The sequence below is a fragment of the Rhizobium sp. No.120 genome (assembly GCF_054558365.1).
Genome location: NZ_BAAJNQ010000002.1, coordinates 150244 through 169124 on the forward strand (window position 1 = coordinate 150244; position 18881 = coordinate 169124).

The window sequence follows — 18881 nt, forward strand, 5'->3', positions numbered from 1 at the left end:
TCATGCAGCCTTCCTCCTATCATCTCGAAAACACCTGGTCGCCCGAGGGCGGAAAGCACGGTCGGCTGACCCTGACGCTTTTCAATTTCTCGGATGCGCCTCTTTCGAATTTCCGTCTCGCCTACACGACCCTGACGCGCCTCGTTGATCCCCAAGCCTGCGACAACGCCGTCTTCGTGCGCCGCAATGCCAATTTTCATGAGTTTGCGCCGCCGCCCGGCCTGTCCATCGCACCCGGAGGAAGCTGGACATTTACCGTCTCTGCACTTCACCGCATAGCGCGCCATTGCACCGACGGCGCCAAATCCGCCTATGTGACGCTGCAAGACGGCACGCACATCACAGTCTTCACCTCGGACCTGTTGCTTGCCGATCGCGTCAGTGAGCCGCCGCCGGCGCTGCTGCCCGAAGGCAAGCTGGAGCTTCCCTACGCGATCCAGCCCTGGCCGGCGGAGATCGACGTCAAGCCGGGCGAAGATTTTCCGGTTGCACTCTATCCGGCCGAAGGTTCCGATGCCGCAAGCGTCAAGGCGCTCGCTGCCGCGCAGGCGCTTTTCCGGCGCCTCTTTCCGTCCAATCACATTCCCTTCAGCCTCATCGCCGCACCGCAGGGCAGGGCGCTACGTTTTGTCGAACGGCCTGCACTTGCGCGCGAAGCCTATGAGCTTTCCTTCTCCGGCGATGAAGTCGTGCTTTCCTTCTCCTCCGAGGCGGGCCGTCTATACGGTTTGACGACACTGGCACAGCTTCTCGATGGCGCGCGGCGCGAGCCTGGCAAGTTCCGCTTTCCGATATCGGGCCAGATCGCCGACCGGCCGCGTTACGGCTGGCGCGGTTGCCATCTCGACGTCTCCCGGCAGTTCACCCCGAAGAACGATGTCCTTCGCCTGCTCGACATTCTTGCCTGGCTGAAGCTCAACATCTTCCATTGGCACCTGACCGATGACGAAGCCTGGCGGCTGGAGATCCGTGCCTATCCGCAGCTGACCACCACGGGGGTGCTGCGCGGGCCGGACGAGCCGCTGCTGCCGCAGCTTGGCAATGCCGCCGAGCCGGTCGGCGGCTTCTATTCGCAGGATGACGTTCGCGAGATCGTTGCCCATGCCGCCGCGCTCGGCATCGAGGTGATCCCGGAAATCGACATCCCCGGCCACAGTACCGCGACCCTCGTCGCCCTGCCTGACCTGACGGATGGGCAGGAAGCTCCCGACAGCTATCATTCCGTACAAGGCTTCCCGAACAATGCGCTGAACCCGGCCATCGAGCTAACCTACGAGTTTCTCGTCAAGGTCTTTGACGAAATGGTCGAGCTCTTCCCCTCCGAATATATCCATATCGGTGGCGACGAGGTCGCCAATGGTTCCTGGCTTGCTTCACCTTTAGCCCGCAAGCTGATGGACAGGGAAGGCATATCGGGGACATTCGCGCTGCAGTCCTATTTCCTGAAGCGCATCAAGACCATGCTCACCGAACGCGGTCGCAAGCTTGCCGGCTGGAACGAAGTTGCCCATGGCGGTGGTGTCGATCCTCAAGGCACTTTGCTCATGGCCTGGGAAAAGCCGGAGGTCGGCATCGAGCTGGCACGCGAAGGCTATGAAGTCGTTATGACACCGGGCCAGGCCTATTACCTCGACATGGTGCAGGCTGATGCCTGGCAGGAACCGGGCGCGAGCTGGGCGGGAACGGTGCCGCCCGCCCATACCTATGCCTACGAGGCCGAGGGTGATTTTCCCGATGAGCTGAAGCACCTGATGAAGGGCGTGCAGGCCTGCATCTGGCAGGAAAATTTTATCTCCCGCGACTATTTCAACCGCCTCGTTTTTCCGCGCCTACCGGCCATCGCCGAGGCCGCCTGGACGCCGAAGGCGCAGAAGGATTGGCTGCGCTTTGCCGCCATCGTGCCGCTGAGCCCGAAGCTTTAGGGCATGTCGCGCAAAAGTGTGCAGCGGTTTTGCGACAACGACATGCGCAAAATCAAAGACCTAAAGTGTGGGAAGCGAATCTGAAAGATCGCTTCCCACTTTAGAACGCTCGCCAGACCTTCGATCATATTCCAAACCGCCGAAAGAGATTTCGGCGGCTTTTTTGCAGGCAACGAAACGGCGGCTGCCGCAATCGGCGTGGACATGCGGCCGCAGATTAGCCAGCCCGCAGGTTCGCCATATCGGTCGGAAAAAAGCCTGCCCAGGCCGTCACAGTTACGGCTGTGATGACGAGTAGATACCACATGGTGACGAAATCTCCGGCTAGCCGCCGGTTCAATGCGGCGAAGAGAAGAGCGACGCTGAAGGCAAGCCAGAGCAGATTGTAGACGTGGTCCATTTTGTTGTTCCCCTTATTCGTCTCACCTCCCTGCTTCAAAAGTTAACCAGTCGGAAGCGGGGAAGCTAGCGCCGTAATGGGATGGAGGTTTGCGCATAGCGCGAAGCGCAGGAGGAGTGATCGGCACCAATGCATGGCAAGAAGCCTTCGGTGAGCGGGACGAGCCGATGAGGCTCAAGAAAATCCGGCGGCAGATCTGCGCCCAGGAACTTCTCGCCGCCGCTCCCGTTATCGCCTCATGGCGTCAGGGAGGAGTTGATTTCATGCATTATTACAGGACAACCACCGCATGGGACGGCACCGGATCGCTTCTGATAGCGGCATTGATCACGCTCGATATCGAGGAGGCGTGAGGATGGAGTATGGTGATTGGAACAATCCCGTCATAGTCGATCTAGGCGGCGCCGGGAATTATGCGATCATAACCAATGCACTCGATGCGGCGAACTGCTTGAGCGAAGAATGGCCGGTGGTTGGCGGGCCTGTTGTGGATGAGGCTGTGCTCATATGCCTCGATGCCGTGCTCGGCATGGCCTCCGCGGAGGAATCGCGGAAGGCTTTTCTGGAGGCAGCACAAGAGGCAGGGCTTAGCGTCAGGCCGGACCCTGGGAGCCTTCACTAGATCCGATATGCAACAGACGTAGTGAAGCGCGCGGACCATCCGGATCGAAACCCCTCAGATCATCCAGAAGATTAGGCTGAGGATCACGATCACGGCGAGGATGAAACCGATTATCCTCACCAGCCCTTCATTGACATTGCCGTTGCCGACGATGAGATCGTACCAGTCGCTCTTGTGATCCATCAAAAATCCCTCGAGGTTTCTCTTTACTACGTCGCGGCGGTCGCGACAGTCAACCGTTTGCGGGCTGGCTCGTGCTTCGTTTCGGAGAGTCGTTTGGAAAGCTTCCCGCTTCGGACGAATAACTACCATGAGAACGGCATATATTCGCACCCAAGAAAATCATCTGCAGATCCGTGCTTCAAGTGAAAGCAAAAACCAATTGGTAACGCAACTCAAGGTACATTTCACCGTCTCAATTTAAGAGTTTGAGTTCATGTCGGGCCGGTCCCCTTCCATCGCAGTAACAGCACAGAGCAGTGCAAGCCGGTGCTGGGCTGCGCTCTTCGGCGTTTGCGCATCATATGTTGGGCTCGCAGTGGTCGTCTGGCCCTTCCGCTATTTCACTTTGCTAGGCATTTATGCCCAGACATTGCCTATCGGCATTGCTACGATTTTGTTCGTCAGCCTGATCGCCGGAGGTATTCTGACAGACAAGAAGGCCCCACTGCGGGGCGCGGTGCGCATGCTTCACAACGGTGGATTGCAGACGGCGGCCATTGTCATGTGCTTCCTGCTGTTCCTTACGGCTTTCACGACTTTCAAGATCGCGATCCCCGAAATCAAGCCCTTCTATGCCGATCCTCTGCTGGCCAGCATAGATCGAACCATCTTGGGCGCTGACGCATGGGTCTTCGCTCACATGATACTCAACAGGCCGACGCTTGCTATTCTGGCGTTCCAGTATGAAATCGCCTGGCAGGTGATGTGGTTCGCTATGTTCGTTTTCGTTGGCTTTTGGTCGGATCGGAAGAGCGGTGCCAGATATCTGCTTGCTCACGCTCTGACTTTGATCATTTGCGGAACTATTCTCGCTATGGCGCTGTCGTCAGTCGGCCCCATTTTCTATGATCGAATTTACGGTGGCGATCGTTTTGCCGATCTTGCCACTTCCATGCAGCGTCTGAGTAATGTCTCGGATACATGGCCGGTCTCCAACTATTTGTTCCAGGCGTATCAGAGTGGGCGGCCCTATCTCGGCAGCGGCATCAGCGCCATGCCAAGCATTCATGTGGCGGTTGCCGCGCTAAATGCCTTCTTTCTGGCGAGCCTCAATCGCTGGCTGGGTATCATTGCTTGGGGTTTCTTTGCCGCGATCGCTTTCATGTCGGTCTGTACCGGCTGGCATTACGTCTCGGACGGAGTCGTGTCGCTCATAGCGGTCAGTATGATCTGGTACGGAACGGGAAAAATATTGGAAACTGACGCTGGCAATCGGCCGGATAGCGAGGGTGCCTCCGGATATTCACCGGAGATGCAGGTTTTGCGTTGCCCGTCGGGCTCGTAATCAAAGTATGAATATCATGCCGGAAGAGCTCATCGGCAACTGGAAACCGAATGAGCCGTTCGCCAAATCAAGAGCGGTTGTCGGAGTCGTAGATCTATCGTGATCCCACTGCTTCCGGCGAAATCGGATTGGCAGAACCTGAAATAAGAAATCCCGATTTGGTGGAGATCTCAACGGCTTCAAACATATGGATTTAAAAAAATCCATATAGGAATAAACCGAATTGAAAAGGGAAATGGTGCCCAGAAGAGGACTCGAACCTCCACGCCTCGCGGCACAGGTACCTGAAACCTGCGCGTCTACCAATTCCGCCATCTGGGCGACGGACACGCATGTAAGGGGGTGGCCGTCCGGTGTCAACAGGGTTTTTGAAGTTTTCGTGGCAATCGTGAAAAAAGCGGGTGGAGCCCGGGTCAAACCCGGGCTGCGGCCCATGCGCTGATCAGGCCAAGCCCCTGTTCCAGCAGGGCCTTTGCCTCGCTTTCGCTCGATGCTTCCACGTAGCAGCGCATTTCCGGGGCATTGCCGGAAGGGCGGAAATGGATAATTCGGTTATCCACAAGTGTCACCCGCAGGCCGTCGATATCGCTCTTGGAAGCCACCGTCGCGATCGGCTTCAGGAAATCCGAAAGATTGGCGTCGGAGGCGCGCAGATAGGCCATTAGCGCGGCACTGGTTTCCACGGGAAAATTCTCCAGACGGTCGGCGGCGGCGAAGGGCAGGCGGTAGCTGCCGGCAACGGCCGAAAGCGGTTTGCGTGCCTTGGCGGCGGCGTAGAGCGTCGCGAGAATCGGCAGGAAGCTGTCGCGCGTCGGCAGCGGCTCGAAAGGTTTTCCCTCAACGGTGAAGCGGCTTGATGTCAGCGTGCCGCCATTGGCCTCGAAGCCCATGACATTGGCCTTGCCGGCCGCAATGGCCTCGTCCATTCCGGCGATCACATAGGGAGAGCCGACGCGGGTGCGGGTGACGGCATAGGAACCGGCGGCCTCGATGCCGGAATTGGAGGTGACCGGCGTGACGACCACTTGCGCGCCGAGGAAATTTGCCGCGATGAGGCCAAGCAGATCACCGCGCAGCGGTTCTCCGGTTTCGTCCGCGACCAGCGGCCGGTCACCGTCGCCATCAGCCGAAACGATGGCATCCAGCCCATGTTCCGGCGCCCAGGCTTTCATGAGGCGGATGGTCTCGGCCGAGACCGCTTCGGTATCGACCGGAATGAAGCTCTCCGAGCGGCCGAGCGGCACGACGCGGGCGCCGTAATGGGTCAGTACCTGACCGAAGAGATCGCGCGCCACCGTGCTGTGCTGATAGACGCCGATGGTGAGGCCGGCGAGGCTGCCTGGTGGCAGCAGGCCCTTGTTGCGCTCCAGGAACAGCGCCTCCGTCTCGGCCGTGCGGTTTTCCGCCTCGGCAGGCGTTTCGTCGAGCACTGTATCGCCGATCGCAAGCGCCTCCTCGCTGATCGCCACTTCGTCGCGCTTGTCGATTTCACCGTCTGGCCGGTAGAATTTGATGCCGTTGCGGTCGGCGGGGATGTGCGAGCCGGTGATCATCAGCGAGGCTGCCTTCAGCTGCAGGCCGTAAAGCGCCAGCGCCGGCGTTGGCAATGTGCCGCAGTCGATCGGCGTCAGGCCGGCCCGCTTCAGCGCGCCGATGCAGGTGGCGGAGATCGCCGGGCTCGATTCGCGGAAATCGCGGCCGACGAGGATGAGGTCGCTCGGTTTGGCATGGCCGTTTTTCAGCAGATGACGGGCAAAGGCCGTCGCGTAGAGCGCCGATGCCCGTCCGGTGAGGTCTGCGGATAGGCCGCGAAGGCCGCTGGTGCCGAATTTCAAGCTGCTCACAGGCAATCTCCCTTGCAATGGTCGGGCTGTTATGGCGCAAGCGGTGGCGGCGATCAACTCATCGTGGATCGATAGGTTCCGGTTGCGGCAGCACTGGTTTTGCCATCGTCATGACCCCAACTAAGATAAGAGGTGCGGCCGCCCGCCATAGGTTCGCAGCGTCCGGAACAGGAGTATGTCATGGCTGCTTTTCATAGGATCGCGTTTGGCTGCGTCCTCGCGCTTGCCTCGCTGTCGCAGGTGGATTTCGCGACAGCCGCCTCGGACTCCCGGAAGCTCATCACTCCGCCGCGCACCAATACCGTGATCTGCGATTCCCGCGGCTGCTTCGGTTTCGGCGAGCGGCAGTTCTACACCCGCCCAGGTCAACCGCTTCCGATCACGCCGCCCAATAACGGAGGCCTCAACCGCTTTGGCAGCCCGCGAGTTCAGGTTCCTCCGCGCGAAACCTTTACGCCGCCGCCGCGAACGGTCTATCCCTCGGCGGCCCAGCAGCTGAAGCGGCATCAGACCTGGTGCGCCGAGCGCTACCGGACCTACAATCCCGGCACCGACAGCTATACGACGATCAACAACGGCACCCGGCCTTGCCGTTCGCCCTTCGACTGATGCCCCGAGCAGCAGGAACTTAGCTCTCCAGCGACGCGCGGTCGGTATGGCCGAGATCACGTTCAGGGTCGATGACATCACGCACCCGCTGCTTCAGCTCCTTCGGCCCCGGGAAGCCGCCATCGCGTTTGCGCTCCCATAAAAGCTCGCCATCGATGCGGATTTCGAAGACACCGCCGGTGCCCGGTATCAGCGCCACTTCGCCGAGACTGTCGGTAAAGGTCTGCAGCAGCTCCTGCGCCATCCAGCCGGAGCGCAGCAGCCAGTTGCATTGGGTGCAATAGAGAATGGTGATGCGGGGCTTGTCGCTCATCGTCCTGATCCTTCGTTGTTTGCTGAGATTTAGGTTCAACTTTAGTCCGCTGCAAGCCAAAGCAATTCCAGGAAAAGTGCCAGGCGGTTTTCCGTCCGGAATTGCGCAAGGACAGACGGCCGGAGTGGTTCGACATTTCCGTTGAGTGTTGAAACGCTCTGGCCACTTGCCTCTCCTGCCGCCTCATGCTCATCTCCGGTGGTAACATTGCTCGGGAATCAACGGTATGCGCGTCGCCATCATCGAGAATATGAAGAACACCCCGCTCGGCGCTCTCGGCATTGCGCTCGAAGAGGCCGGAGCCGAGATCGACTGGTTTCGCCCCTGGGGCGGCGAGGCCTTGCCGAAGGAAACGAGGTCCTGGGACGCTCTGGTTGTGCTCGGCGGCGAACAGAGCGCCCGCGACGACCACACCCATCCCTATCTGCCGGAGCTGGCGCGGCTGATGCGCCGCTTCGAGGGTGAGGACAAGGCCGTGCTCGGCATCTGCCTCGGCAGCCAGATCCTGGCGCGTGCCTACGAGGCCGAAAATCTGCTCGGCACCGCCCATGAATTCGGCTGGAAGACGATCGGCCTCACTGACGAGGGGAAGCGGGACCCGTTGCTCGCCGATGTCGGCGATGAATTCACCATCTTCGAATGGCATGGCGACACCTTTACCTTGCCTGATGGAGCCACGCGCCTTGCCGCCAATGGCGTCACGCCGAACCAGGCCTTCCGCATCGGCCGTGCCACCTATGGCACGCAATTCCACTTCGAGGCCAATGCTGCCGTGGTCGAGCGCTGGCGCGGCGAATTCAGGGACACCATCGAGCGTAAGGAGCCGGGCTGGCTCGATCGCTATCCGGAACTTGTCGCCAAGCATGCGGCGGCAGCCGAAACGGCCGGCCTTGCCATCGCAAGGGCCTGGGTGCAGACGATTGGCGCTGAGGCGAAACTTCCCCAGGTCGCAGAGGCTTGAGGATCGTAAAGAATCTCTAGTTAATCGCGCGACAGTCGAATCCGACAGCGATGTGCCGCGCGTCGATAATTCATGACATGGGAGGAAATGACATCATGAGCACGCTGGAATTACCGAGCGAGGGCGGTTGCCGTTGCGGGCAGGTGCGGCTGAAGATCAGCGCCAAGCCGATGCTCACCATGGCCTGCCACTGCACGGGTTGCCAGCGCATGACCGGCGGCCCCTATTCGCTGAGCGCCGCCATCCCCTCGCAAGGCTTCGAGGTGACGCAAGGCGAGCCTGTCATCGGCGGCTTGCACGGCGATGTCATCCATCACTATTTCTGCCCGCATTGCATGAGCTGGCTATTTACGAAGCTCGAAGGCGTCGACTGGTTCGTCAATATCCGCGCCACCATGCTCGACGACGCCACCTGGTTCACGCCCTTCATGGAGACCTGGACGAGCGAAAAGCTGCCATGGGTGACGACGCCGGCCAAGCATAGCTATGCCGCGCTGCCGGCGATGGAGGAGTATGAGGGGCTGACGAGGGAGTATATGGGGCAGGGGTAAGGCTGACGTGGTGAAGCCCGCTGTCAGAACTGACGGTATCGTGCAAAAGGCAAACCATGTCTTTCGACATAGGCATTTGCCTTTGCAATCGCCTCGGCATTTTCGATCAACCAGAGACGCTCGCGCTCAATCTTGCTGACGCGAGCGGCCTTATCTTCAATGGGAGGTGAGGTACCGCTCTTCGAGTCGCTCACTCATCCCCCATCTTCAGCGCGGCGATAAACGCTTCCTGCGGGATTTCGACCTTGCCGAACTGCCGCATGCGCTTCTTGCCTTCCTTCTGCTTGTCGAGCAGTTTGCGCTTGCGGGTGGCGTCGCCGCCGTAGCACTTGGCGGTCACGTCCTTGCGCAGCGCCTTCACCGTCTCGCGGGCGATGATGCGCCCGCCGATGGCGGCCTGGATCGGGATCTGGAACATGTGCTGCGGGATCAGGTCTTTTAGCTTTTCGCACATGACACGGCCGCGCTTTTCGGCGGCCGAGCGGTGCACCAGCATGGAGAGCGCATCCACCGGCTCGGCATTGACGAGGATCGACATCTTGACGAGGTCGCTCTCGCGATAGTCGGTCAGGCTGTAGTCGAAGGAGGCGTAGCCCTTGGAGATCGACTTCAGGCGGTCGTAGAAGTCGAAGACGACTTCGTTGAGCGGCAGGTCATAGGTAATCATGGCGCGGTTGCCGACATAGGTCAGCTCGGTCTGGATGCCGCGACGGTCCTGGCAGAGCTTCAGGATCGAGCCGAGATAATCGTCCGGCGTCAGGATCGTCGCCTTGATCCACGGTTCGCGGAATTCGGCGATCTTGACCACGTCGGGCATGTCGGCCGGGTTATGCAGCTCGATCTCTGTGCCGTCGGTCATGGTAAGCTGATAGACGACGGAAGGCGCCGTCGCGATCAGGTCGAGATTGAACTCGCGCTCCAGGCGCTCCTGGATGATTTCGAGGTGCAGCAGGCCGAGGAAGCCGCAGCGGAAACCGAAGCCGAGGGCGGCGGACGATTCCATCTCGAAGGAGAAGCTGGCGTCGTTGAGGCGAAGCTTGCCCATGGCCGAGCGCAGATCCTCGAAATCGGCGGCATCGACCGGGAAGAGACCGCAGAACACGACAGGCTGTGCCGGCTTGAAGCCCGGCAGCGCTTCGGCAGTCGGACGCTTGTCTTCGGTGATCGTATCGCCGACGCGGGTGTCGGCGACTTCCTTGATCGAAGCGGTAATGAAGCCGATCTCGCCGGGGCCAAGGCTGTCGACGGCAACCATCTTCGGCGTGAGAACGCCGACGCGCTCGATCTGGTATTTCGCGTCCGTGCCCATCATGCGGATGGTCTGGCCCTTGGTGAGTGTACCGTCGATGATGCGCACGAGAACCATGACGCCGAGATAGGTGTCGTACCAGCTGTCAACCAGTAGCGCCTTGAGCGGTGCCTTTTCGCCACCTGCGCTTTTCGGCGCCGGCAGCTTGTGCACGATAGCTTCGAGAACGTCGGGGATGCCAAGGCCGGTCTTGGCCGAAATCAGCACGGCGTCGGAGGCGTCGATGCCGATCACTTCCTCGATCTGATCCTTGATGCGGTCGGGTTCGGCCGCCGGCAGGTCGATCTTGTTGAGGACGGTGACGAGTTCGTGGTTGTTATCGATCGCCTGATAGACGTTGGCTAGCGTCTGCGCTTCCACGCCCTGGGAGGCGTCAACCACCAGCAGCGAGCCCTCGCAGGCCGACAGCGAGCGCGAGACTTCATAGGCGAAGTCGACGTGTCCGGGCGTGTCGATCAGGTTGAGAATATAGGTCTCGCCATTGTTGGCCTTGTAGTGCAGGCGCACCGTCTGGGCCTTGATGGTGATGCCGCGCTCGCGCTCGATCTCCATATTGTCAAGCACTTGCTCCGACATCTCGCGTTCGGCAAGGCCGCCCGTCGTCTGGATCAGGCGATCGGCCAGCGTCGATTTGCCGTGGTCGATATGGGCCACGATCGAGAAGTTGCGGATATGCGAAAGCGGAGTAGTGGAATTGGTGCTCATGCGCGCCATATAGCAGCGCCGCCCCGCGCCGCAAAGCGGAAAAGCGGGGTTTTGGCGGCTATCTTCACGTTATGTTAGCCTTTTCCGGTCCGCCGTCGAGCCATGTCGAAACATACTTGATTCCATCATGTGATCGTGTATTTCTCATATAGTAGAATCACGAAGCGTGAGACATGAGTCATGGCGGATGATGATCTGGAACTGGCGATCGGCGTGCGCATCAAGGAGTTGCGCATCGCCCGCGGACTGACGCTGGATGAGCTTGCCAATGCCTCGGCCGTCAGCCGTGCCATGATCTCGCGCATCGAGCGGGCGGAGGCGAGCCCGACGGCCTCGCTGCTGTCGCGGCTCTGCGCTGCGCTCGGCCTTTCGCTTTCGGCCTTCTTTGCTGAGGAGGATAAGGAGGTGTCGCCGCTTGCCCGCCGCGATCAGCAGGCCATCTGGCGCGACCCCGGCACCGGCTATGTTAGGCGCGCCGTCTCGCCGCCGGGAACCGAATCGAAGGTCGATGTCGTCGAAGTCATCTTCCCTGCCGGCGCGCGCGTCATCTTCCCGCCGAATACGGCAAGCGCCGGCATGACCCAGCATGTCTGGCTGTTCGAGGGCGAGATGGAGGTGACGCATCGTGACACCATTCATCGCCTCACGGCTGGCGATTGTCTTTTCATGGGCGTTGGCGATGGCCACGCCTTCCATAATCCGGGCGAGGTGCCGGCGCGCTACAGCGTCATCCTCGATCGCGGCCGTTCATAACACTCAAGGATCTTTTTATGCCCGATATTCGTCTTCTCTCCGCTGTCGACGCTCGCGAGATGCTCTCCGATCTCTGCGACGTGCTCGCCGATTGCGTCAATGGCGGTGCGTCCGTCGGCTTCATGCAGCCTTATGGACCTGCCGACGCATTGCCTTATTGGCAGAGCGTAGCCGACAGCGTCGAAAGCGGCGCGACATTGCTTTTTGTCGCCGTGATCGAGGGCAGGGTCGTCGGCACGGTGCAAGTGGGCGCAGCCCAGATGCCGAACCAGCCCCATCGCGGCGATCTAAAAAAGCTGCTTGTGCACAGATCCGCGCGAGGCAAGGGACTTGCTCGCCTCTTGATGGAGGCGGCGGAGCGCGAGGCAGCCCGTATCGGCAAGACCTTGCTCGTGCTCGATACGGCGACCGGCAGCGATGCGGAGGCGATCTATCCGCGTCTCGGTTGGCAGCGCGTCGGCGTGGTGCCGGATTATGCGATGTGGCCTCAGGGCGGCCTTTGCGACACGACCATTTTCTATAAGCGTATTGCGGCTTGAAGGAGTTGAAATAGGACTTGCTTAGAGTGGTTGTGCCGCTAAGATTGACTATCAACTTTTGATATGCGTCAGGTAGCGGTTTCCAAGGATGGCTTGATCCAGAATGTGGCAGAACGTTTAGACGATGCGAACGCGAATATTTGGTGGCGCTGTTCTCATATTGATTCTGGCCTATTGCGTTTATCAGGACCGTGTTGTGAGCTTTTACAGAAAGGCTCTGCCAAGCGTGCTTGAGACAACAAGCAACGTTATCTGGGGTAACGATTTCGACTGGCGCACCATCATGCTGCCCATCCGGCACGAGGTATGCGGCGCCGTTCTCTTTCAGCTGAAATCGGATACGATCGAGAGAATCCAGGATCAGGGTATCGCGTTCTTCCACGACGCCCGCCAAGGAAGGGGTAACGCCCGGGACAACAGCTATCGATACTCTTATGCCGCATGGCAGGCAACTCCCGCTCCAAGCGAATGGTTTGGCGATGGCGCTGTGGCAGGATCAATGTCCTGTGCCGGATTTGGGGCCAGACGGATGCAAGCTATCAAAGACGGTGCCACCGGCGTCGGCGGCTTTTTTACGACTGGCTCGAACGTTCAGCTTATTGTACTGCCGAGCGAACAGATCGTCGTCTTCACCTATTCCGACTGAGCTTGAGAAAAAACGGCAATGGCATCCTGCAACTTGGAGGTTGATGTCCAATGCATTGCCTTCCACCCGAATTGCCGCGCCGCTTCGATATTGGCGGGGTAGTCGTCGATGAAGGCGATGTCGCCGGGCGCGATGCCGACGCGCTCGGTCGCCAGCCGGAAGAACTCCGGCGCCGGCTTCTGATAACCCAGCATCCCGGAATAGAAAATGCCGTCGAAATAGTCGGAGAGCCCGAGTTCGTCCATCAGATAGGCGGCGCGCATATGCTCCTGATTGGTCGCCAGGAACATCCTCGTTCCCCCGGCCCGTAGTACGGCGAGATCGTCGAGCAGGCTATAGTCCAGGCGGGAGTCATTTTCGAACCAGTAGTCGATCAGCGTTCGAGCGCTGAGATGGGGGGCGATCTTGCCGAGAACTTCCGCAAGCCTCGGCTCCAGCGCATCGAGGCCGGTGACGATGTCAGGCCAGCAGGTTTTGAAGAATGCCTCTTGCAGTACCTCCAGCTTCAGTCCCAGATCGCGCTCCAGATAGGTGAACAGCGGCAATCCGTCGCTCGGACGGCCATGCACCAACACGCCGTCGACATCGACCATCAGCAGTTTCATGCCGCCTCCAATTCCTCAAATGCAGGCAGAAGGTGCAGTTGTTTGCAGAAGCATTCAAGACCACGCCCCGCTCTTTTTTATCGGGCGCGATGCATGTAAGCCTTCGTATTGTCAGCAGAACAAAGCCGGCGATGGAGGAGGGGATGATGCGGGTCATCTATTCGGAGGATCACAAGCTCAGGGACGCCAAGACCGAGCTGCATGATGGCCAGCTCGTCACGCCCTTCGAAGCGCCCTTCCGCGCCGAATGGATCCTCGCCGCCGTCAAGGAAGCAGGCTTCACCGATGTCGTTGCGCCCGAAGCCCATGGGCTGGAAACAGCGCGCAAGGTGCATAATCCCGCCTATCTCGATTTTCTCGCTGTTGTATGGGAGCGCTGGGTTGCGGCCGGCTACAAGGGCGAGGCGATCGCCAATTCCTTTCCCGTCAGGCGCACCAGTCAGCGCGTACCTGACAATATCCTCGGCATGATCGGCCATTATGCCAATGCCGCCGATACCTCGATCACCAAGGGCTCCTATGAGGCGGCGCTCGCATCGATGCGCTGCGCCCTGACCGGCGCTGACTGGCTGAACGCCGGCAACCGCTTCGCCTTCGCGCTCTGCCGTCCGCCCGGCCATCATGCCGGCATCGATCTCTTCGGCGGCTATTGCTTCATCAACAATGCCGGGGTCGCGGCGCAGCGGCTGCTTGATCAGGGCGCGGCCAAGGTTGCCGTGCTCGATGTCGATTTCCATCACGGCAACGGCACGCAGGACATATTCTACCGGCGCGGCGATGTTTTCACGGCCTCGCTGCATGGCGATCCCATCCATGCCTTTCCTTATTTCCTCGGCCATGCCGACGAGGAAGGCGAGGGAAATGGGTTGGGCGCCAACCGCAATTACCCGATGCCGCGGGGTACGCGGTGGGAGGTCTGGTCGGCGGCACTCGACGACGCGCTTGCCCGCATCAAGCTGTTCGGCGCGGAGACGATCGTGCTCTCGCTCGGAGTCGATACGTTCGAACGCGATCCGATTTCCTTCTTCAAGCTGACCTCGCAGGACTTCGTCCGCATGGGTGAGCGCATCGCGGCCGCCGGGCTGCCCGTGCTTGTCTGCATGGAGGGTGGCTATGGCGTGTCCGAAATAGGCGTTAACGTCGCAAATGTGCTGCAAGGCCTCGCAGCGTGAGAGACTCTTGCATCAAAGCGCCTGATCGCAGGATGAAAAGTTTGAATTTGCCAGCATAAGGTCAAGCTTCTAAAAAACCTCGCCTGATGGGAGAGGTTATGGAACAGAAACTTGTCGAGAGTGGCACAGACGGCGGCGCAGCCTTGATGCCGCATCCGGATATTACGCCATCGACCGGCGGCGTTGCCGCGGGCGTACTGATGTGCGTTATGTCGATGTCGTCAATCCAGTTCGGCTCGGCGCTTTCATCTCCGATCATCCATGCCTATGGCCCGGCCGGCGCGACCTGGCTGCGCCTCGTCTTCGCGTCTATCGCGCTGGCGCTTATCGTCCGGCCCAAGATTGTGAGCTACAGCCGCTCGCAATGGCTCGGCGTGCTGGCGCTCGGCACCGTATCGGCGCTGATGACAATCTCCTTCTTTTCGGCGATCGCGCGCATTCCACTGGGTCTTGCCGTCGCCATCGAATTTCTGGGGCCGTTGCTGGTCGCGACCCTCGGCTTCGGGCTCAGCCGCCAGCTTCTCTGGCCGATCCTTGCTGCAGTCGGCGTTCTGCTGCTGGCCTATGATGGCCAAGAGTGGGTCGGCAACCTCCCCGGCATTCTCTTTGCCATCGGGGCTGGGACAGGATGGGCCTGCTACATTCTTTTGACGAAGAAGGTCGGCAATGCCTTTCAGGGGCTTGAGGGGCTTTCCATGTCGCTCCTGGTCGCGGCAGTCGTCTCCACGCCCTTTGGCTATGCCTCCGCAGTGCCCAATCTGACGGCCTTCGGCCTGCTTGAAATAGCCGGCTTGGCGCTGCTCGTGCCGCTGCTGCCCTATGTGCTGGAAATGGTGGCGCTCAAGCGCATGCCGACATCTTCCTTCGGCATTCTCATGAGCCTCGAACCCGCCATCGGCGCCGTTGCCGGTTTTGTTATCCTGTCGCAACCGATGACGCCGTCACAAATGTTCGGCACGGCGCTTGTTGTTGCCGCTAGCATCGGGGCTACGATTTTTGCGACGAAAAGCAGCAGCTAGCTAATCCAGGCACTGCGCTTGTTCAGCCAAAGAGGCTGCTCACCCAGCTTGCCAACCAAAAATCGATTTGGCCGAAGGGAAGGACCTCGCTTAGGAACCCAACCAGCGAGGACATGGCGATGATCAGTACAAGGCCAGTACCGACGCCAAGTCCAATCCCCACACTGGTTCTCTGCGGATAGCGCGCTAAACGGCAAGAGACGGCCAAAGACAGTGTGGTCAGGATGAGCAGCAGGGCGGACTGCGTCAAAGGCATGCTCAATTGCAAAACAAACTCTCTCTGATCGATTTACCGTCAAATATCTTAAAGCGATAAAAAGAGCGAAAGTCGGCAGCTCATGGCTTCGGCCAATGCACGACGCCGCAGTGAGCCTATTGTCGGACAAACTTTAAACCTTCTTTAGCGCGGGATCGTCCAGCGCTGGATTATGGAAGAGTGAGAGCGTCAGGCTCTTGGCGATGCGTTCGGCTGTCACCATGAACCACATTTTGGCGTCCGCCGAAGGCGCGATGTCGCCAAGCGTTTCGGAGAAAAGCGCCAGCCATTCGGGAAAGAGGTCGGCCGCCATGCCCTCGACGCCGAGATGAGCCTGCACCGGCTTGCCGCCATAGGCGCCGTTCTTGAAGGCGACGGAGGACCAGAAACGTTTCATCTTTTCCATGTGATCCGGCCAGCGTCCGGCAAGGCGTCCGTCGAAGACCGGCCCGAGTCGGGGATGTGACTGAACGCGTCCATAAAATGTATCGACCAGCCTGTCGATGAAGGCAGCATCGATGCCCATGCCGGCCATTTCCGCCTCGGCTCTCTCGCGAATGCCGGCGAGATGAGCGGCACGGGCCGTCAGTTCCTGTTCCATGATAATCTCCTGGCTCGGGCGGGACATCGCCGCAAGCCACAGCTGTCTTCATCTATGTAAGCAATTTGCCGGTTCGGCCCAAGGCGTCATCGGAATGTTGCGGCAATCTGTCAAACCGCCGCGCGGTGGCTGACATTATCGCGATGAATCGTGAATTCCTCAATGCACAGTCCACAAGCCGCCACATCCCGCTTGACCAGCGTCATCGCTGACTTTAGATTTAGAATAATTCTAAAGTCATAAGGTTGTCTCCGATGCTGTTAGGCCTGTTCCGCCCGTCCAAACGCCCCTTCACCTCGCTTTCCGAACAGGAAATCCTAGCGATCGCCATAGCGGCGGAAGAGGATGATTCCCGCATCTATCTCGCCTATGCCGATACGCTCCGTCCGCACTATCCCGAGTCCGCCAAAGTGTTCGAGGATATGGCTGAGGTCGAGGACGGTCATCGCAAGATGCTGATTGATATGCATCGTCGACGCTTCGGCGAGCGCATTCCGCTGATCAGGCGCGAGCATGTGAGTGGCTTTTACGAGCGCAAGCCGGATTGGTTGCGTAAGAACCTCTCTCTCGATGCCATGCGTAACGAGGCCGAGGCGATGGAACAGCAGGCCTATAATTTCTATATCGAAGCGGCCAAGCAGGTCTCCGACGCTTCGACGCGCCAGCTTCTCGGCGATCTCGCACTTGCCGAGCAAGGCCATGAAGACGTCGCCCGCATGCTTGGCGAGAAGCATACGCCGGAAGAGGTCAAGCACGAGGAGGATGCGCAGGCACGCCGCCAGTTCGTGCTGACCTATGTGCAGCCGGGTCTCGCCGGCCTGATGGATGGCTCCGTCTCGACGCTGGCGCCGATCTTTGCCGCCGCCTTCGCCACACAGCAGACCTGGCAAACCTTTCTCGTCGGTCTATCGGCTTCGGTTGGCGCCGGTATTTCGATGGGCTTTACCGAGGCCGCTCATGACGACGGCAAAATTTCCGGGCGCGGTTCGCCGATCAAGCGCGGCCTCGCTTGCGGTATCATGACGGCGATAGGCGGCCTTGGCCACGCTTTGCCCTATCTCATTCCGCATTTCTGGACTGCGACGATTACTGCGGCCGTGGTTGTTTTCTTTGAGCTATGGGCCATCGCGTTCATCCAGAACAAGTACATGGAAACGCCCTTCTTGCGGGCTGCCTTCCAGGTCGTCCTCGGCGGCTCGCTTGTGCTGGGTGCCGGCATTCTGATCGGAAATGGGTGAGATGCGTTCGGCGTCGCCGACGAAACGATCTGATGATCGTTTCGAGCGTCGAACGCCCTTCGGACAAGCTCGGGATGCCCAAGCGAAGGACCGGCGGTAAGGGATGGACAATGTTTTGGTTTGTCGGCCGGAAGGTCGACGTCATTTTCTGATCACGAAATGTTAAAAGTCGGAACGCCTTCCACTGCCATCGGTTAGCAATACGAGGCCGCTTTTGGCCTCTATGCAAACCAAAGGAGACGATCCAATGGCAAACCAAGGTGGAACCCACGAGCAGCATGTGAAGGCTGGCCAACAAAGCCACAAGAACATGGAAAACGACAATGCGAGGAATGCTTCGTCCAGCGGCTCTCGCGAGCAGCACTCTGGCGGCTCGCGCGGTGGTACCCATGAGCAGCACGTCAAGGCAGGCCAGCAGAGCCATAAAAACAGTTGACGTTTGTGGTGATGACCACGTCGCCCTTACCCGAAAGTAAGGGACGTTTTCATGCGTGGTGAAAAGCAAAAGGCCGGTCCGATGGGCCGGCCTATCTGCATTGAAGAGAAGTTTGGCTTTCGCTTACTTGACGGCGCCGACTAGGACGTCGTTGCCATTCTCGATAGTCACCCAGCGACCGGTGTTGAAGCTTGCCTGGCGCTTCAGGTAGGAATAGGGGGTCTGGTTCCAGACCTTGATCTCGTCTTCGAGATTGTCGAGGATGAAATCGCCCTGTTTGGTGCGCAGCGTCAGCACGGCATGTCCCTCGCCATCGGGCTTGCGCACAACCGTCATCAGCAGATTGGATGCGGAAATGCCGCTCTGCATCAGCATTCTGCGCTTCAGAAGGGCAAAATCCTCGCAGTCGCCGGCGGTTTTCGGATATTCCCAATATTCTTCCTGGCCGTAGACTTCCATATCGGTCGCCGGACGGATGGTCTTGTTGACGCGCAGATTGACCTGATTGACCAGCGCCCAGGCGGCGGCGTTCATGTCGACGGGGCCGATATTGCGGATCGGGCCGCACTCATCGGTATGTCTCTGACAAAAGTCATAGTGCCCGATCGGCTGGGAAGTCACATTGCCGACGGTCATCGAAGAGCCCTGCTGAGGTGCTGGCATCGCCGCCGACGACATCGCAACTATAGCAGCGAAGGCAATCAACAAGCCCTTTATACGCACGCCCACTATCCTTGTATCGTCCCTGCATTTGTTAACAAATTGTTAATGTAGGGGGGTGCGCGAAGTCAATCGTTACTTAAGTGTTAACGCGGGAACCGGCTCATATGGTTAATTTCGGCACAATCAACGGAATAGCTGCCATATTCTCTG

The 18881-nt window shown here is 59.4% G+C and carries 23 protein-coding genes, 1 tRNA gene and 1 pseudogene; 14 read left to right on the forward strand and 11 right to left on the reverse strand.

Going from position 1 to position 18881, the window contains the following annotated elements:
* Positions 1 to 2: 2 nt before the first annotated feature.
* The gene (locus tag ACYJRZ_RS06395; RefSeq protein WP_459457234.1) at positions 3 to 1922 is read left to right on the forward strand and encodes a beta-N-acetylhexosaminidase; all 1920 of its coding nucleotides are present in this window, start codon (positions 3 to 5) and stop codon (positions 1920 to 1922) included.
* Here the strand turns inward: ACYJRZ_RS06395 and ACYJRZ_RS06400 are convergent.
* Positions 1919 to 2128 carry a hypothetical protein gene (locus ACYJRZ_RS06400; RefSeq protein ID WP_459457236.1) on the reverse strand — a complete coding sequence of 70 codons (210 nt, stop codon included), beginning with the start codon at positions 2126 to 2128 and terminating at the stop codon, positions 1919 to 1921. The two genes, ACYJRZ_RS06395 and ACYJRZ_RS06400, sit on opposite strands and share 4 nt — an antisense overlap.
* Before the next feature lie 11 nt (positions 2129 to 2139).
* Positions 2140 to 2322 carry a hypothetical protein gene (locus ACYJRZ_RS06405; protein ID WP_459457238.1) on the reverse strand — a complete coding sequence of 61 codons (183 nt, stop codon included), beginning with the start codon at positions 2320 to 2322 and terminating at the stop codon, positions 2140 to 2142.
* Positions 2323 to 2489: 167 nt separating this feature from the next.
* Between ACYJRZ_RS06405 and ACYJRZ_RS06410 the strand changes: the two genes are divergently transcribed.
* Positions 2490 to 2675 carry a hypothetical protein gene (locus tag ACYJRZ_RS06410; protein WP_459457240.1) on the forward strand — a complete coding sequence of 62 codons (186 nt, stop codon included), beginning with the start codon at positions 2490 to 2492 and terminating at the stop codon, positions 2673 to 2675.
* 2 nt (positions 2676 to 2677) lie between these two features.
* Positions 2678 to 2944: a DUF982 domain-containing protein gene (locus ACYJRZ_RS06415; protein WP_459457242.1), complete on the forward strand. Its 267-nt coding sequence runs from the start codon at positions 2678 to 2680 to the stop codon at positions 2942 to 2944.
* Positions 2945 to 2998: 54 nt separating this feature from the next.
* Here ACYJRZ_RS06415 and ACYJRZ_RS06420 read toward each other — a convergent pair whose 3' ends face one another.
* The gene (locus ACYJRZ_RS06420; RefSeq protein ID WP_459457244.1) at positions 2999 to 3127 is read right to left on the reverse strand and encodes a hypothetical protein; all 129 of its coding nucleotides are present in this window, start codon (positions 3125 to 3127) and stop codon (positions 2999 to 3001) included.
* Between the two features lie 253 nt (positions 3128 to 3380).
* Here ACYJRZ_RS06420 and ACYJRZ_RS06425 point away from each other — a divergent pair, with 253 nt between their 5' ends.
* Positions 3381 to 4451, forward strand: a complete 1071-nt coding sequence (locus ACYJRZ_RS06425; protein WP_459457246.1) for a phosphatase PAP2 family protein — start codon at positions 3381 to 3383, stop codon at positions 4449 to 4451.
* A gap of 236 nt (positions 4452 to 4687) precedes the next feature.
* Here the strand turns inward: ACYJRZ_RS06425 and ACYJRZ_RS06430 are convergent.
* Both ACYJRZ_RS06430 and ACYJRZ_RS06435 read right to left on the reverse strand, forming a co-directional pair.
* Positions 4688 to 4772 (reverse strand) — tRNA-Leu (locus ACYJRZ_RS06430).
* Positions 4773 to 4864: 92 nt separating this feature from the next.
* Positions 4865 to 6286, reverse strand: coding sequence for a phosphomannomutase (locus tag ACYJRZ_RS06435; RefSeq protein ID WP_459458661.1), 1422 nt, complete (start codon positions 6284 to 6286; stop codon positions 4865 to 4867).
* A gap of 189 nt (positions 6287 to 6475) precedes the next feature.
* Here ACYJRZ_RS06435 and ACYJRZ_RS06440 point away from each other — a divergent pair, with 189 nt between their 5' ends.
* Entirely contained in the window at positions 6476 to 6904 is a 429-nt protein-coding gene (locus tag ACYJRZ_RS06440) for a BA14K family protein (RefSeq protein ID WP_459457248.1), read from the forward strand.
* A 19-nt stretch (positions 6905 to 6923) separates the two neighbouring features.
* Here ACYJRZ_RS06440 and ACYJRZ_RS06445 read toward each other — a convergent pair whose 3' ends face one another.
* Entirely contained in the window at positions 6924 to 7217 is a 294-nt protein-coding gene (locus tag ACYJRZ_RS06445) for an Rdx family protein (protein WP_034514177.1), read from the reverse strand.
* A 226-nt stretch (positions 7218 to 7443) separates the two neighbouring features.
* Here ACYJRZ_RS06445 and ACYJRZ_RS06450 point away from each other — a divergent pair, with 226 nt between their 5' ends.
* Positions 7444 to 8178: a type 1 glutamine amidotransferase gene (locus ACYJRZ_RS06450; RefSeq protein ID WP_459457250.1), complete on the forward strand. Its 735-nt coding sequence runs from the start codon at positions 7444 to 7446 to the stop codon at positions 8176 to 8178.
* 95 nt (positions 8179 to 8273) lie between these two features.
* Positions 8274 to 8729 (forward strand): GFA family protein, encoded by a 456-nt coding sequence (locus tag ACYJRZ_RS06455; RefSeq protein WP_459457252.1) that lies wholly within the window; start codon positions 8274 to 8276, stop codon positions 8727 to 8729.
* Positions 8730 to 8752: 23 nt separating this feature from the next.
* Here ACYJRZ_RS06455 and ACYJRZ_RS06460 read toward each other — a convergent pair.
* Together ACYJRZ_RS06460 and lepA are read right to left on the reverse strand one after the other, a co-directional pair.
* Positions 8753 to 8866 (reverse strand): annotated as a pseudogene (locus ACYJRZ_RS06460) (type II toxin-antitoxin system CcdA family antitoxin); the annotation flags it as partial.
* Between the two features lie 53 nt (positions 8867 to 8919).
* Positions 8920 to 10752 carry a translation elongation factor 4 gene (gene lepA, locus ACYJRZ_RS06465; protein WP_092714740.1) on the reverse strand — a complete coding sequence of 611 codons (1833 nt, stop codon included), beginning with the start codon at positions 10750 to 10752 and terminating at the stop codon, positions 8920 to 8922.
* A gap of 171 nt (positions 10753 to 10923) precedes the next feature.
* On the opposite strand from lepA, the gene ACYJRZ_RS06470 reads away from it, so the two are divergent.
* The 3 genes from ACYJRZ_RS06470 (at position 10924) to ACYJRZ_RS06480 (ending at position 12681) form a co-directional block, all read left to right on the forward strand.
* Positions 10924 to 11496: a helix-turn-helix domain-containing protein gene (locus tag ACYJRZ_RS06470; RefSeq protein ID WP_459457255.1), complete on the forward strand. Its 573-nt coding sequence runs from the start codon at positions 10924 to 10926 to the stop codon at positions 11494 to 11496.
* A 17-nt stretch (positions 11497 to 11513) separates the two neighbouring features.
* Positions 11514 to 12035, forward strand: a complete 522-nt coding sequence (locus ACYJRZ_RS06475; RefSeq protein ID WP_459457257.1) for an N-acetyltransferase family protein — start codon at positions 11514 to 11516, stop codon at positions 12033 to 12035.
* Between the two features lie 196 nt (positions 12036 to 12231).
* A complete protein-coding gene (locus ACYJRZ_RS06480) occupies positions 12232 to 12681 on the forward strand; it encodes a hypothetical protein (protein WP_459457259.1) in 450 nt (149 codons plus the stop codon).
* Here the strand turns inward: ACYJRZ_RS06480 and ACYJRZ_RS06485 are convergent.
* Positions 12669 to 13286 (reverse strand): HAD-IA family hydrolase, encoded by a 618-nt coding sequence (locus ACYJRZ_RS06485; RefSeq protein WP_459457261.1) that lies wholly within the window; start codon positions 13284 to 13286, stop codon positions 12669 to 12671. The genes ACYJRZ_RS06480 and ACYJRZ_RS06485 overlap by 13 nt on opposite strands.
* A 146-nt stretch (positions 13287 to 13432) precedes the next feature.
* Here ACYJRZ_RS06485 and ACYJRZ_RS06490 point away from each other — a divergent pair, with 146 nt between their 5' ends.
* Complete coding sequence (locus ACYJRZ_RS06490; protein ID WP_459458663.1) at positions 13433 to 14458, forward strand: histone deacetylase family protein; 1026 nt, start codon at positions 13433 to 13435, stop codon at positions 14456 to 14458.
* A 98-nt stretch (positions 14459 to 14556) separates the two neighbouring features.
* Positions 14557 to 15477, forward strand: coding sequence for an EamA family transporter (locus ACYJRZ_RS06495; RefSeq protein ID WP_459457263.1), 921 nt, complete (start codon positions 14557 to 14559; stop codon positions 15475 to 15477).
* A 389-nt stretch (positions 15478 to 15866) separates the two neighbouring features.
* On the opposite strand, the gene ACYJRZ_RS06500 is transcribed toward ACYJRZ_RS06495, so the two are convergent.
* Positions 15867 to 16334 carry a group III truncated hemoglobin gene (locus ACYJRZ_RS06500; RefSeq protein WP_459457265.1) on the reverse strand — a complete coding sequence of 156 codons (468 nt, stop codon included), beginning with the start codon at positions 16332 to 16334 and terminating at the stop codon, positions 15867 to 15869.
* A 254-nt stretch (positions 16335 to 16588) separates the two neighbouring features.
* On the opposite strand from ACYJRZ_RS06500, the gene mbfA reads away from it, so the two are divergent.
* The gene (gene mbfA / locus ACYJRZ_RS06505; RefSeq protein ID WP_459457267.1) at positions 16589 to 17572 is read left to right on the forward strand and encodes an iron exporter MbfA; all 984 of its coding nucleotides are present in this window, start codon (positions 16589 to 16591) and stop codon (positions 17570 to 17572) included.
* 247 nt (positions 17573 to 17819) lie between these two features.
* Positions 17820 to 18008, forward strand: coding sequence for a hypothetical protein (locus tag ACYJRZ_RS06510; protein ID WP_459457269.1), 189 nt, complete (start codon positions 17820 to 17822; stop codon positions 18006 to 18008).
* A gap of 123 nt (positions 18009 to 18131) precedes the next feature.
* Here ACYJRZ_RS06510 and ACYJRZ_RS06515 read toward each other — a convergent pair whose 3' ends face one another.
* Positions 18132 to 18731: a transglutaminase-like cysteine peptidase gene (locus tag ACYJRZ_RS06515; protein WP_459457271.1), complete on the reverse strand. Its 600-nt coding sequence runs from the start codon at positions 18729 to 18731 to the stop codon at positions 18132 to 18134.
* Between the last annotated feature and the right edge of the window lie 150 nt (positions 18732 to 18881).